The following is a 12,971-nucleotide window of genomic DNA, read 5'->3' on the forward strand; positions in this document are numbered from 1 at the left end:
CCATGAAGCCCATTATGAAACGCCTGCGCGTGTTCCTGTGGGTCGCGGCCTGGGTTTTGTGCTTTCCCGGCCCGGCCCAGGCGAACGCGGGCGTGCCCATGATCTTTCTGACCTTGCCCGGCATGGCCCTGGCTCTGGTTCCCGTGATGTTCTTGGAGATGCAGGTCCTGGCCAAGGGCCTGGGCCTGACGCGGCGGGTGGCCTTCAAGGTCTCGGCCTGGGCGAACCTCCTGACCACCGTTGTCGGGGTGCCCTTGACCTGGGCCATCCTGACCGTCCTGGAGGGCGTGACCGGCGGTGATCGCGCCTACGGCATCGACACGCCGGCCAAGAAGCTGCTGGCCGTCACCTGGCAGGCTCCTTGGCTGATCCCGTACGAGGCGGACCACAATCTCTATTGGATGGTGCCGGCGGCCATGATGTGGCTGCTGGTGCCGACCTTTTTCATGTCTTGGTGGCTGGAGTATCTGGCGGCGGCCAGAATGCTGCGCGATGCGGACAGGGCGCGGCTGCAGTCCGCCATGTTCAGGGCCAACCTGCTGTCCTACGCGTTTTTGGAACTTTGCGCCCTGGGCTGGCTGCTTTTCGAGATCGTGTTTGTGGTATAGCGGCCGCAGGCAGCTGCGCTAGTCGTTTGAACTCCGGCTCGGCGCGACCAGCCACCGGCCGCTACGGCCGCCTCTGATGCCGGAAAAGGCCGTTTTCCCCTGCCTGGGCCATCGCCGGGAAAGAAGCACAAATTTCCCCTTGAACTTCCTGCACTTTTCTCCGCCGACAGGAATGCGCCATGAGTATTTCGAATCTTCCTCCAAAAAAGCACTAGACAGCGGTTGGTCCCGGGCCTATATGTTAGTCGTGTCCCTAGTGAAGGTTGTCAGCAACCCTAACGGAGGCGATGCCATTGGGTGAATCAATTGTCGGAGAGTCTTCCTCGCAGTAGAGCACTTGAAGGCCAGTAAAAAAATGCAATCTGGCAAGCTCCATGTGTGGCAAACACGAGCTCTACGTTTCTAGTCGAGGCGCAATCGTCAACCCATAAGTCTTTTTAAGAAACATAACTTTACTGGCCCCGGCTTGTGCAGCCGGGGCCTTTCTTTTTGCATTGGGATAGAAGAAGAAACTGGACAAGGTGAAAACCACTGCCCCGAAACCGCCGCCTGCGCCGAAGAATGATCCCTGCTCGGCAGGGACCCGGCGGCCCTTTTTTATCGGACCCCTGTCCACCCCCTGGAGAATCCCCGGCGCATAGGCTACCTACACGCCCATGTGGCTGAAAAAGATCTACACCCCGCTGGCCCTGCCCATCCATTTCTTCGCTGCGGCCATTTTCCTCGGGGCCGGGCTATTGTGCCAGCCCATAAGCTGCGTCGGGGAGCCGGTCTCCTTTCTCGACGCGCTTTTTACCGCCACCTCCGCCGCCTGCGTCACCGGGCTGACCGTGGTGGACACCGGCACGGCCTACAACCGCTTCGGCCAGACCGTCATCCTGGCCCTTATTCAGCTTGGCGGCCTGGGCATTATGACCTTTTCCACGCTCATCTTTTATCTCTGGCGACGCCGGGTGTCCCTGGCCGACCACATCGCCGTGGGCCAAAGCCTGCTCCATGACGCTTCCTTCCACCTGGGCCGCTTCCTGGTGCGCATGGCGGCGGTCACGGTTTTTATCGAGGCCGTGGGAGCGCTTTCCCTTTACGCCTTCGATCCCGTGGGCTTTGCGCCCTTTTCCGCCGTGTTCCATTCCGTCTCGGCCTTTTGCAACGCCGGCTTCGGGCTAAGGCCCGACAATCTCGTGGCTTATGCCGGTAATCCCGGGGTCAACGGCGTCATCATGTGGCTCATCGTCAGCGGCGGCCTGGGGTTTGCCGTGCTCATCGAAGGCTACCGGGTGGTCAAGGACCGGCTCGTCATCCTGGTGACCGCCCCTGGCCGGCGACCTCTGGCCCTGTCCTGGCAGGCCCGTACCATCTTCGGCGTGTCGGCGTTTCTGATCTTTGCCGGCGCGGCCATGATCTACTGCGGCGAGTTCCTGGGCGGCCGCTACGGCGAGTTGTCGCTGCTCGACAAGGCCATGGCCGCGCTGTTCCAGTCCGTCACCTGCCGCACGGCCGGATTCAACACCATCGACATCGGCCGCATGGCCGACGCCTCCCTGGTCATCATGATCCTTTTGATGTTCATCGGCGGTTCGCCGGGCTCCTGCGCCGGCGGCATCAAGACCACCACCTTCCGGGTGCTGGTGGCCTTTGGCCGGGCCAAGATGTTTGGCCGCAAACAGTCGGTGGTGGGGCGTTACGCCGTGGACGACGATACCGTGGACCGGGCCGTGACGCTCACGATATTTGCCCTCGGGCTGGTCCTGGCCTCGGTGCTGCTCATGTGCTTCACCGAGGGCGCGGTGGCGCCCCATGTGGAAGCCGGCGGCCGGTTTCTGGAAATCCTTTTCGAAGTGGTGTCGGCCTTCGGCACGGTGGGCCTGACCACGGGCATCACCACCAGCCTGACGCCGGCCGGCAAGCTGGTCATCATCATGCTCATGTTCGTGGGCCGGCTGGGGCCGATTCTCTTCCTGTCTGTGCTCCAGGGCTTCGAGGAGCCCCGGCGCTACCGGTGGCCCGAACAGGGCATGATGATCGGATAACGGTTTTTCCGGCCGGGCGCGGTGCGCCGGCCGGGCGGAGGGAGCGCATGGTCGAGGAACGGATCTGCATCATCGGACTGGGCAAGTTCGGGTTTCATCTGGGCCGGTGCCTGGTGGAGCTCGGGCGCGAGGTGCTTGGCGTCGACGGCGACGAGGACAAGGTCAAAAACGCCCAGAACGTCTTTACTCAGGTCTACCAGCTCGACGCCCGGGATAAAAAAGCCCTGGAGCAGATCCACGTGGACGAGATGTCCCATGTGGTGGTGTCGGTTGGCCATTCCATGGAGGCGAGCATCCTTATTTCGCTCTACCTCAAGGAACTCGGCGTGCCCCAGGTGTGGGTCAAGGCCATTTCCACGGACCACGAAAAGCTGCTGCACAAAATCGGCGTGGACAACGTGTTTATTCCCGAGCGCTTTGCCGCCAAGAACATGGCCCATCAGCTCGCCAGTCCCGGGCTTATCGAGTATCTGCCCATGGACAAGGACGTGGCGCTCAAGGAGATCGGCATCGACGACTGGGCCGGCCGGACCCTGCGTCAGCTTGATCTCACCAACAAGCATCAGGTCCAGGTCATCGCCCGCAAACGGGTCGGCGAGGACCATTATTCGTTTATTCCCCGGGCCGACGAGGAACTGCGCCAGGGCGACAAGCTCGTCATCGTCGGCCGCGAGGACCGGCTGACCCGGCTGCGTCCCTGAAGGCCGGCCGGAGCGCCGGCTTGCCAAAGGTCGCGGCATTGTTTAAAGGCCGCCTCCCCCCGCAATAAACGCCGCCCCCTGGCGGCACGGCATATCGCGGCGCGACGTTGGTCCATTCACGGACCGGCGGCACACCGCGCCGGCATCCTGGAGGTCCCATGCGTTTTGTCGACGAAGCCTGGATTGTGGTCCGCTCGGGCAAGGGCGGTCGCGGCGCGGTGTCGTTTCGCCGCGAGAAGTTCATTCCCCGGGGCGGCCCGGACGGCGGCGACGGCGGCGAGGGCGGCGACGTGGTGTTTCGGGCCAACCCGGACCTGCTGACCCTGTACGACCTGCGGCTGAGGCGCATCTACGAGGCCAAAAACGGCCAGGGCGGCATGGGCCGGCAGAAATGCGGCAAGGCCGCCGACGACCTCTATATCGACGTGCCGGTGGGCACCCAGCTCTTCGAGCTGCCGCCCCTGCCTGCGCCGGATTCCTTTGACGACGAACCCGAGGAGCCGGTCCAGACCTGGGTTCCCGAACAGGCCATGGACATCGCCGTGGACGACGAGGCGGACGAAGCCCCGGCCATCGAGTCGGAAGCCCCGGACGACGAGCCCACGTTCCTGGTGGACATGACCGAGCCCGGCCAGACTTTCATCGCCTGCCGGGGCGGACGCGGCGGCAAGGGCAACCTGCACTTCGCCTCCTCCACCATGCGCACGCCCCGGTTCGCCCAGCCCGGCGAACCCGGCGAGGAGCGGCGCATCAAGCTCGTGCTCAAGGTCCTGGCCGACGTCGGCATCATCGGCCTGCCCAACGCCGGCAAGTCCACGTTTATCGCCGCCGTGTCCCGGGCCCGGCCGAAGATCGCGCCCTATCCCTTCACCACGCTGACCCCCAACCTCGGGGTTATCGAGCACGACGATGCCTGTCGTCGGCTGGTTTTGGCCGACATCCCGGGGCTTATCGAAGGCGCGCACCTGGGCCAGGGCCTGGGGCACCGGTTTTTGCGCCATGTCGAGCGCACCCGGGTGCTGCTGCACGTGGTTTCCGCCGAGGACGCCTCGGCCGAGGGCGTGTTCGAGGCGTTTGGCGTGGTGGACGAGGAGCTGCGCAAGTTCGACCCGGCCCTGGCCGAGCGGCCGCAGATCCGGGTGGTCAACAAGATCGACTTGCTCACCCCCGAGGAATTGGCCGAGCGCAAGGCCGCGGCCAAGGCGGCCGGCGAGAAGCTCTTTTTCATGTCGGCCCTGACCGGGGAAGGCGTGGAGGCGGTGGTGGAGGCTCTGTGGGAGGCCGCCGCCCCGGAAGCGCCGGAAGCCGAGGAAGACGCCTGGCCCGACGCCTCGGGCGGCCCTGAAGAGATCTAGCCGTCTCCGATAAAGGCCGCCGGAGGCCTCTTCTCTTCTTCTCCCTCTCCCTACGGCCGCACCAGCCGCAGCAAAAACGACTTCAAGTACTCTGTCTCGGCCATGGCCGGGTGGCCGGGGTGGTCCGGGCCTTGGCGGCCCTGGTCGAGGATCTGGGCCCGCAGGTTGCGGCCGGCGGCGGCGCGCAGGGCGGCCCGGCGCAGCTCGTAGGCGTCCACGTGCTGGGAGCAGGAGCAGGTCATGAGCAGGCCGCCGTCGGCCACCACGTCCATGGCCAGCCGGTTGAAGCGTTCGTAGGCCTTGAGTCCCGCTTCCAGGTCTTTTTTGCGTTTGACCAGGGCCGGCGGGTCCAGGCTGACGACGTCGAAGGTCCGGCCTTCGGCGGCGGCGGCTTCGAGATAATCGGCCGCGTCGGCCCGCACCACCGTCACCCGGTCGGCCACGCCGTTTCGGGCGGCGTTCTCGGCGGCCATGGCGCAAGCCGTTTCCGACGAATCCAGGCAGACCACCTTGGCCGCTCCGGCCAGGGCGGCCCGCACGCCAAAGGCTCCAGCATAGGCGAAAAGGTCGAGCACCGTGCGGCCGGCCACCAGCCGGCACAGCTTGGAGCGGTTCTCGCGCATGTCGTAGAACCAGCCGGTCTTCTGGCCGCCCAGGGCCGGAACGGCAAAGCGCGCGCCGTCCTCCTCGACGTCGAGGTGGTCCGGCGCGTCGCCGTAGGCGACCTCCACGGTCCGGGGCAGGCCTTCGAGATCGCGCGAGGCGCTGTCGTTGCGCCAGATGACGGCCCGGGGCGACAGCTCGGCCAGCAGCGCCTCCAGGATCAGGGCTTTTCGCGCGTCCATGCCGGCGGTGTTGCACTGCCCGACCACCACGTCGCCGAAGCGGTCCAGGACCAGCCCGGGCAGATGGTCGCCTTCGGAGAAAAGCAGCCGGTAGTGGGGCGTGGGGTAGAGCCGCTGGCGCAGGGCCAGGGCTTCGCGCAGCCGGGCGCGGAAAAAGTCGGCGTCAAGGACGGCCTCGGGGTCGCGGTCGATGAGCCGGGCGCAGATGAGCGAGCCGGGGTTGACCGTGGCCACACCCAGGGGGCGGCCGCGCGAGGCCGTCACCAGGGCTTCCTCGCCCGGGGCGAAGGCCGTCAGCGGGGTTTTTTTCGTATCCACCTCGTTGCTGAACACCCACAGGTGTCCGGCCCGCAGGCGGCGTTCCTCGTTGTTGCGCAGGGTAAGGGGCTTGCGTTGCATGGCCTCAAGGTACGGGAGGGCGGCGGCCGTGGCAAGGCGTGGCGATGGCGTAACGACAAGGCCATTGCGGCAGCGGGCCGGCTGTCGTAAAGATGACTATCCTTTTGGTTTTGCCGGCCCTTGGCGGTCGGAGCGGGGTTGTCGATGCGTCTTGTCGCCTGGCTGACCTTATGCTGCGCCCTGATGGCCTGGGGCTGCGGCCGGGACGAACCCATCCTCATCGGCTACAGCGGCCCCCTCACCGGCGGCCGGGCCGATCTCGGGGTGCAGGGCCGCAACGGCGCGACCCTGGCCGTGGAGGACGTCAACGCCCGGGGCGGCATCGCCGGCCGGCCGCTTAAGCTTGTGGCCTGCGACGACGGGGCCACGCCGGAAAGCGCCGTGGAGGCCGATGCCCAGCTCATCAAGGCCGGCGTATCCGCCATCGTGGGCCACATGACCAGCGCCCAGACCCTGGCCGCCTTGCCCCAGGCCGCCGCCGCCGGCCTGGTCATGCTCTCGCCGACCACGGCCACCCCCGAACTTTCGGGGAAAAAAGACCTGTTTTTCCGGGTGATCCCCACCAATGTCGCCTGGGGGTTGGCTTTGGCCCACCACGCCGCCGGAGCCGGACGGCCCGCGGTCTGCCTGGTTGGCGACAGCGACAACCTCTCCTATGTCCAAAGCTTCCTGGACGCCTTCGACCAGGGCTACGACGAGGCCGGAGGCCATGTGGCCTGTCGCCGGATGTTTTCCTCCCGGGAGGGCGTCGACTGGGCGGCCCTGGTGGACGCCGCGACGAAAAACGGCGTTGGGGCCGTGGTGGCCGCCGCCTCGGCCAAGGACGTGGCCGCCCTGGCCCGGGCCATGGACGCGGCCGGCAAGCGGTTGCCCATCCTGTGCCCCACCTGGCCCTATACCCGGGAAATCCTGACCATGGGCGGGCGCAGCGTGGACGGCATCGTGTTCGCGGCCAGCTATACCGAGGACAATCCCCGGCCCCGGTTCCAGGACTTCATGCGCCGCTATCAGGAACGCTTCGGCTGGCCGGCCAATTTCGCCGCCGTTTACGCCTATGAGGCGGTGGAGGTCCTGGCCACCGCCCTGGGCCGCACCGGCGGGCGCACGGCGGGCCTGCCCGAAGCCCTGCTGGCCTTGGGCCAGCAGGAAGGCCTCATGAGTTCCTTCGCCTTTGACGCCTACGGCGACGTGCACCGCCAGACCTTTCTGGTCACCATCCGGGATGGGCGGTTTTCGGCCCTTGAGGGAGACTGAGGCGTGCGGACTTCGCCCTTAAGCCGGGTCGTGGGCCGCAGCCTGCTTATGCGGCTGGTCGCGCCGGGACTGGCCTTGCTGGCGCTTCTGGCCACGGCCACGGCGGGCCTGCAATGGCGGGCCATGGAGCGCGACAATGTCCGTTTGGCCAAGACCCTGGCCGCCTTTGTCTCGGCCTACCTGGACAACGCGTACGGCTCCCTTGAGGTGTTTGCCCGGCGCTTGCCGGACACCCAGGGCGCGGCCAGCGGCGAGGCCCTTGGGGAGTTGCTGCTTTTTTCGCCCACCATGCGCCGGCTGCTCTGGATCGACGCCGCCGGCATGGTGGCCGAGACCGCCCCGCCGGGCCAGGCCGGGGCGGATTTTCCGCTCCAGTTCGACCGGCTGCGCGGCGAGCGGCTCATGCTGTCGCGGCCGCTGCCCTCGCCCGTGGACGGCCGGCTGTGCGTTTATATCGGCGTGCGCGGCCCCAAGGGGACCATCTTGGCCGGCGAACTCGATTTGGGCGGGTTGGCCCAGCAGCTGCCGTCCATGGCCGGGATGCCGGACGCCCGGGTCATGGCCTGCGACGCCTACGGCAACCTTATCGTCCACCCGGAATCGCGGCAGGTGGCCGAACAGGCCAACATCGGCGACACGCCGCTTTTTCTGGCGGCCAAGGCCGGGCGACACCGGGTGGTCTACGCCCAAGGCGGACGGTTGTGGCTGGGCACGGCCGGTAAGGCGGAACCCGGCGATTGGCAGGTGCTGCTCGCCGTGCCGGTCTGGGAACTGGTGGCCCCGGCGCTGTATCCCACGGGACTGCTTTTCGTGTTCATGGCCGGGGCGTTCGTGCTGACGTCCGGGCTTTTGCGCAAGGAGCTGCGGGAGCGGGTGGAGGAGCCGCTGGCCCGGTTCGCGGCCAGCCTGCCCAAAAGCGTCGACGAGACCGAGGGATCGGCTCCTTTTGCCGAACTTTCCGTCTTTGAAGGGGCCTTTGACGAGATGGCCAAGGCGCTGGTCAAAAACGAGCGGCTTTTCCGGTCGTCCTTCGAGCAGGCGGCGGTGGGCATGGGCCATGCCGCGCCGGATGGGGCCTGGCTTCGGGTCAACGACCGGCTGTGCGGGCTGGCCGGGCGCGGCCGGGCGGAACTGCTGGCCGGCTCCCTGGACGGATTGGCCGACGGCGAGGACCGGGAAGCGTTACGGGCGGGCATGGCCACGGCCCTGGCCGGCGGCGCGGCGACCTTTGCCCGGGAAGCGTCCGTGATCCGGCCGGACGGGCTGGCCCTTCGCTGCGCCCTGACCGTCAATCTGGTGCGCGACGAGGCAGGGGAGCCGGAATATTTCCTGTGCGTGGGCGAGGACGTCACCGACCGCTGCCGGGCCGGCGAGGCCCTGCGCCAATCCTTGGAAGACAAGGAACTGCTGCTGCGGGAAGTGCACCACCGGGTGAAAAACAACCTGCAGGTCATTTCCAGCCTGTTTTTCCTGCAAGCCGAGGTCACGAACAATGCCGAGGCCCGGGAAGTGCTTCTGGAGAGCCGGGCCAGGGTGGCTTCCATGGCCCTGGTCCACGAGGGGCTGTACCGCACCGGCGACTTCGGCCGCATTGAACTGTCCGACTACGTGTCGCGGCTGACGCATCAGCTGGAATCATCCATCGGCGGCCGGGACGGGGTACGCTTCTTGTTGTGTCTGGAGCCGTCGCACCTGTCCATCGAGAAGGCCGCGCCGCTGGGGCTGTTGCTCAACGAACTGCTCACCAACGCCATCAAGCACGCCTACGCCCCGGGCGAGGCGGGCGAGGTGCGGGTATGCCTGTCCCGGACGCCGGAGGGCTTTCGGGTCATGGTGGCGGACGGCGGGCCAGGATTGCCCGAAGGGTTTGCCGTGGAAGCCTGCCAGACCCTGGGGATGCAGCTCGTGGCCAACCTGACCCGCCAACTGCGGGGCATGCTTGTGGCCGAGAATCAGGGCGGCGCGACGTTTACCTTGACCTTTCCGGTGTAGAGGCGGGTGGCTACCGCATGACCGGAGCCAGCACCCGGTCCAGCACCCCCTGCACCTTGGAGATGGCCACGCCGTAGTTGGTCACCGGCACGCCCCGGCGCGTGCATTCGCGGATGCGCCGCAGCATCTCCATGCGCCCGAACATGCACGAGCCGCAATGCACCACCAGGGCGTAGCGTTCCAGATCGTCCGGAAAGTCGTGTCCGGCGTGCATCTCAAAGGTCAGGTCGCGGCCGGTGTACTGCGAGATCCAGCGCGGAATCTTCACCCGGCCGATGTCGTCGGACTGGACATGATGGGAGCAGGCCTCGGCCATGAGCACCACGTCGCCGTCGCGCAGGTTGTCGATGGCCGCCGCCCCGGCGGCCAGGGTGGTCAAATCGCCTTTGTAGCGGGCAAAAAGCGTGGAAAAAGTCGTCAGCGGCACCTCGTCCGGCACGTCGCCGGACATCTTGAGGATCACCTGGGAGTCGGTGATGACCACGGCCGGCGGCTGGCGCAGGTTCCCTAGCGCCGCCTCAAGCTCCCGGTCCTTGACCGTGACGGCGATACCGTCGTTGTCGAGGACCTCGCGCAACACCTGCACCTGGGGCAGGATCAGCCGGCCCTTGGGCGCAGCCAGATCGATGGGCACCACACAGACCACGGTCTCACCCGGGGCGAACAGGTCGCCGCACAAGACCGGCTCGCGCAGGCTTTCGGCCGGGGCCAGGGCCATGATGGCCTCCTTGACGGCGGTGGCCCCGGTTCCGTCGGCGGCGCAGGCCGTCACCACTGCAATGCCCTGCTCGCGGCACCACTGACGATCGGCCGGCGACGGCGCGGCCAGGTCGGTCTTGTTGAAGACCACCAGAAACGGAATCTCCAGCCGCCGCACTTCCTCGATGATCCGGCGTTCGGGATCGCCCAGGCCGCCGGCCGCGTCCACCGCCACCACGGCGATGTCCGTGCGCCACAAGACTTTGCGCGTGGCCGCGATGCGCAGCGCCCCAAGCTCGCCCTCGTCGTCCAGGCCGGCCGTGTCGTAGAGCGTCACCGGCCCCAGCGGCAACAGCTCGTAGGGCTTGGCCACGGGATCGGTGGTGGTGCCGGCGAAATCGGACACGATGGCCACGTCCTGGCCGGTGACGGCGTTAATGAGCGACGACTTGCCGGCGTTTCGCCGCCCGACAAAGGTGATGACCAGACGCACCCCGCGTGGGGCTTTCTCGGCGGCGGTTTCAGACATGGCGTCTCCTTTTGGAACCGCCCACGGCGGTGGAGGGAATTTTGCCCACCCGGCGAATGGCCTCCCGCGCCGCTTCGACCCGGGAGCGGGCGTCTGCGCGAAAGGCATTCTTGCCGGGGTAGATGGCGTAATCCGGGCTGACGGTTTCCGGGGTCAGCGAGGGCATGACGACGTTGGCCCCAAGGGTCAGCCCCTGCTCCCGCGCGCCGTCGCGCAGGGCGTTTAGGGCCGAGGTCGAGGGGATGTTGGCCAGGGGGGAAAGCAGGCGCAGCACGGCCATGGCCCGAAAGGCGGTGAGGATCGAGCCGGCCGGGGCGTCGCCGTAGGGCGTGGCCGGATGGGGCACGAAAGGCCCGACGGCGACCATGTCCAGGTCCAGCTCGGCCAGCCGGACGAGATCATTGGCCAGAATTTCCGGCGTCATGCCGGGCAGGTCGGTGATGACGCCCGAGCCGACCTCGTAGCCGGCCCGGCGCAGGGTTTCCAGACGCGCCAGCCGGTCGGCCAGGGTCAGCCCCGGCCGGCTTTGGGCATAGAGCGCCTCGTCAAAGGTCTCCACCTTGAGCAGATACCGGTCGGCCCCATGCTCGCGCCAGAACAGCAGCTCGTCATCGGCCCGGTCGCCCAGGGACAGGGTGACGGCCACGTCGGCCCGGGCCTTGGCCTCGACCACGATGCGGGCGATGTCGTCGCGGGTGTAGTGGAAGTCGTCGCCGGACTGGATGACGATGGTGCCGATGGACAGCTCCCGGGCCAGGCCGGCGCAGGCGATGACGTCCTCGACGGACAGGCGGTAGCGGTGCACGGCCGTGTTGGCGACGCGCAGGCCGCAGTAGCGGCAGTTGTTGCGGCAGTGGTTGGAAAATTCCACCACCCCGCGCAGATAGACCTCGTCGCCGAAATTTTCCCTGGTCAGGGCGGCGGCGGCGGAAAAAAGTCCTGGATCGTCGGCCCCGGCCAGCAGCTTGGCGATTTCAGCCTGTTGCATACGGTGTCACTTCTAAAATACGCGCGTATTGTTGTAGGGGTGTGCCGCTAGGCCCGCATCCCCTGAAAAATACGAGAGTATTTTTAAGCTAATTTCTTGTTGGAGCGAGTTGCCTGAGAAACGCCTTATTCGCTTTTCGTGGGTCCGTTGCTAGGCCAGCCGTCGCGAGGCCAGGCGGGCGGCCAGGCAGTCGCAGATCAGCCGGTAGGCCCCGACGTCGGCCGGGTCCAGGGATTCGGGCTGCGCCCCTTCCTCGGCCAATTCCATCAGGGAGGCCACGTCGGCCGGGATCACCAGCCAGTGCCCCAGCGGCGCGGGCGCCGGGGAGTGGGCGTAGTGCCCGACGATGACCACGTCATCCAAAAGCAGGATGGGGGCCAGGGGCAGGGCGACGGTCACGTAAAGCCGCACCTTGTGGGGATGGCGCGAGGCCAGGGCGTCAAGAAAGGCGGCGGACACGGAAAATTCCCGCTGCATGGCGGCGGCGGGCATGTCCTGGCGCAGGATCTGGCGGAACTCGTCCCAGTAGGGCGGCCGGGCCACCGGGTCCAGGGACACCACTTCCAGGCGTTCGAACCCGGGACGGCGCAAGGCTGCCTCCAGAGCGTCGGCCATGGCCCGGTCCCGGGCGAAATTGGAATAGAGCGCGGCGTGGAAAAACAGCCGATCCGACCCGGCCACGCGGCCGGCCAGCCCGACCTCCGCCAATCCCGTCGCCGCCCAGGGCTTTTCCCGTTCCATCTCCACCTCTGCGTATCCATGCGGCGGCAGGCAAGCCCCTGCCGCAGAAACAACCGTTTGGATTCAGGAAAAAACGCCGGTTTCTCCCGGCTGCGGCATAAGGCCGGGGGAAGGGCCGCGGATTTGCCGCACCCTGGTTCTTCCTGGCAAACACCCAGGGACAACGCAAGGCCGCTCCCGCCTGATACCCTTGCTTACAGCGCCGGCAAGGCGGCGATGGCGGCCTTGTCCACGGACAGTTTGATGACGCCGTCTTCGTAGCCGGCCACCAGCCCGGCCGGGATGGCCACTTCGCGCGCGCCCCAGAGGTGTCCCTGGCGCAAAATGAGGTAAATGACGCGGCCGGTGTGGGCTTCCAGGTGCACGCCGTCGAGTTTGCCGACCTTGCCGTCGGTGGCTTCGACGGCCTCGTGACCGGCCAGGGCCACGGAGCCGGCTGGGGTGGCCGGGCGCTCCACGGTCCAGCTCGACGGGGCCATGGGCAGCTTGCAATGCTCTTTTTCGGCCATGTGCAGGAAATACTCGGGCGAATAGTACTCGGTCAGCACGTATTCCCGCATAGCCGCGAACTTGGCCGGAGGGCAGGACAGGCGCACGCCGTCCGGGCCGGAGGCGGCGATGTGTTTTTCGGAGACCAGGCGCAGGGTGTTGGGCAGGGCGTCTTCGCGCACCACAAGGAATGTGGCCCGGCCGTGGGAGGGATCGACCACGACGTTGGCCACGCGCCCGACCTTGGCGTCTTCGGCGAAAACCGGGGCGTTAAGGGACACGTCGAAGGCTTGTTCGGACATGGAGTTCTCCGTTTGGGCTGTGGGGATGCCGGCCTTTCT

11 protein-coding genes are annotated in these 12,971 nt (G+C 67.0%); 6 read left to right on the forward strand and 5 right to left on the reverse strand.

The window, feature by feature from the left end; all coding sequences use genetic code 11:
• Positions 1-2 precede the first annotated feature (2 nt).
• The 4 genes from DMR_RS00665 (at position 3) to cgtA (ending at position 4,694) form a co-directional block, all read left to right on the forward strand.
• On the forward strand, positions 3-608 hold the full coding sequence (locus DMR_RS00665; protein WP_012749754.1) for a hypothetical protein: 606 nt from the start codon (positions 3-5) through the stop codon (positions 606-608).
• Positions 609-1,264: 656 nt separating this feature from the next.
• Positions 1,265-2,638 carry a TrkH family potassium uptake protein gene (locus tag DMR_RS00670; RefSeq protein ID WP_012749756.1) on the forward strand — a complete coding sequence of 458 codons (1,374 nt, stop codon included), beginning with the start codon at positions 1,265-1,267 and terminating at the stop codon, positions 2,636-2,638.
• 47 nt (positions 2,639-2,685) lie between these two features.
• A complete protein-coding gene (locus DMR_RS00675) occupies positions 2,686-3,339 on the forward strand; it encodes a potassium channel family protein (RefSeq protein WP_012749757.1) in 654 nt (217 codons plus the stop codon).
• A 158-nt stretch (positions 3,340-3,497) separates the two neighbouring features.
• Positions 3,498-4,694, forward strand: coding sequence for an Obg family GTPase CgtA (cgtA, locus tag DMR_RS00680; RefSeq protein ID WP_012749758.1), 1,197 nt, complete (start codon positions 3,498-3,500; stop codon positions 4,692-4,694).
• 50 nt (positions 4,695-4,744) lie between these two features.
• On the opposite strand, the gene DMR_RS00685 is transcribed toward cgtA, so the two are convergent.
• Complete coding sequence (locus tag DMR_RS00685) at positions 4,745-5,938, reverse strand: class I SAM-dependent rRNA methyltransferase (RefSeq protein ID WP_012749759.1); 1,194 nt, start codon at positions 5,936-5,938, stop codon at positions 4,745-4,747.
• A gap of 144 nt (positions 5,939-6,082) precedes the next feature.
• Between DMR_RS00685 and DMR_RS00690 the strand changes: the two genes are divergently transcribed.
• Together DMR_RS00690 and DMR_RS00695 are read left to right on the forward strand one after the other, a co-directional pair.
• Complete coding sequence (locus tag DMR_RS00690; protein WP_012749760.1) at positions 6,083-7,192, forward strand: ABC transporter substrate-binding protein; 1,110 nt, start codon at positions 6,083-6,085, stop codon at positions 7,190-7,192.
• A 3-nt stretch (positions 7,193-7,195) separates the two neighbouring features.
• Positions 7,196-9,184 carry a sensor histidine kinase gene (locus DMR_RS00695; RefSeq protein WP_012749761.1) on the forward strand — a complete coding sequence of 663 codons (1,989 nt, stop codon included), beginning with the start codon at positions 7,196-7,198 and terminating at the stop codon, positions 9,182-9,184.
• A 10-nt stretch (positions 9,185-9,194) separates the two neighbouring features.
• On the opposite strand, the gene hydF is transcribed toward DMR_RS00695, so the two are convergent.
• The 4 genes from hydF to DMR_RS00715 all read right to left on the reverse strand — a co-directional run bounded on the left by hydF (position 9,195) and on the right by DMR_RS00715 (position 12,932).
• Complete coding sequence (gene hydF / locus DMR_RS00700; RefSeq protein WP_012749762.1) at positions 9,195-10,412, reverse strand: [FeFe] hydrogenase H-cluster maturation GTPase HydF; 1,218 nt, start codon at positions 10,410-10,412, stop codon at positions 9,195-9,197.
• Positions 10,405-11,400: a [FeFe] hydrogenase H-cluster radical SAM maturase HydE gene (gene hydE, locus DMR_RS00705; protein WP_012749763.1), complete on the reverse strand. Its 996-nt coding sequence runs from the start codon at positions 11,398-11,400 to the stop codon at positions 10,405-10,407. Before hydE ends, hydF begins: the two co-directional genes overlap by 8 nt.
• Before the next feature lie 150 nt (positions 11,401-11,550).
• Positions 11,551-12,141: a hypothetical protein gene (locus tag DMR_RS00710; RefSeq protein ID WP_052279049.1), complete on the reverse strand. Its 591-nt coding sequence runs from the start codon at positions 12,139-12,141 to the stop codon at positions 11,551-11,553.
• A gap of 194 nt (positions 12,142-12,335) precedes the next feature.
• Positions 12,336-12,932: a hypothetical protein gene (locus DMR_RS00715; RefSeq protein ID WP_012749765.1), complete on the reverse strand. Its 597-nt coding sequence runs from the start codon at positions 12,930-12,932 to the stop codon at positions 12,336-12,338.
• Positions 12,933-12,971 lie beyond the last annotated feature (39 nt).

It is taken from the genome of Solidesulfovibrio magneticus RS-1, from assembly GCF_000010665.1.
Taxonomy (GTDB): domain Bacteria; phylum Desulfobacterota; class Desulfovibrionia; order Desulfovibrionales; family Desulfovibrionaceae; genus Solidesulfovibrio; species Solidesulfovibrio magneticus.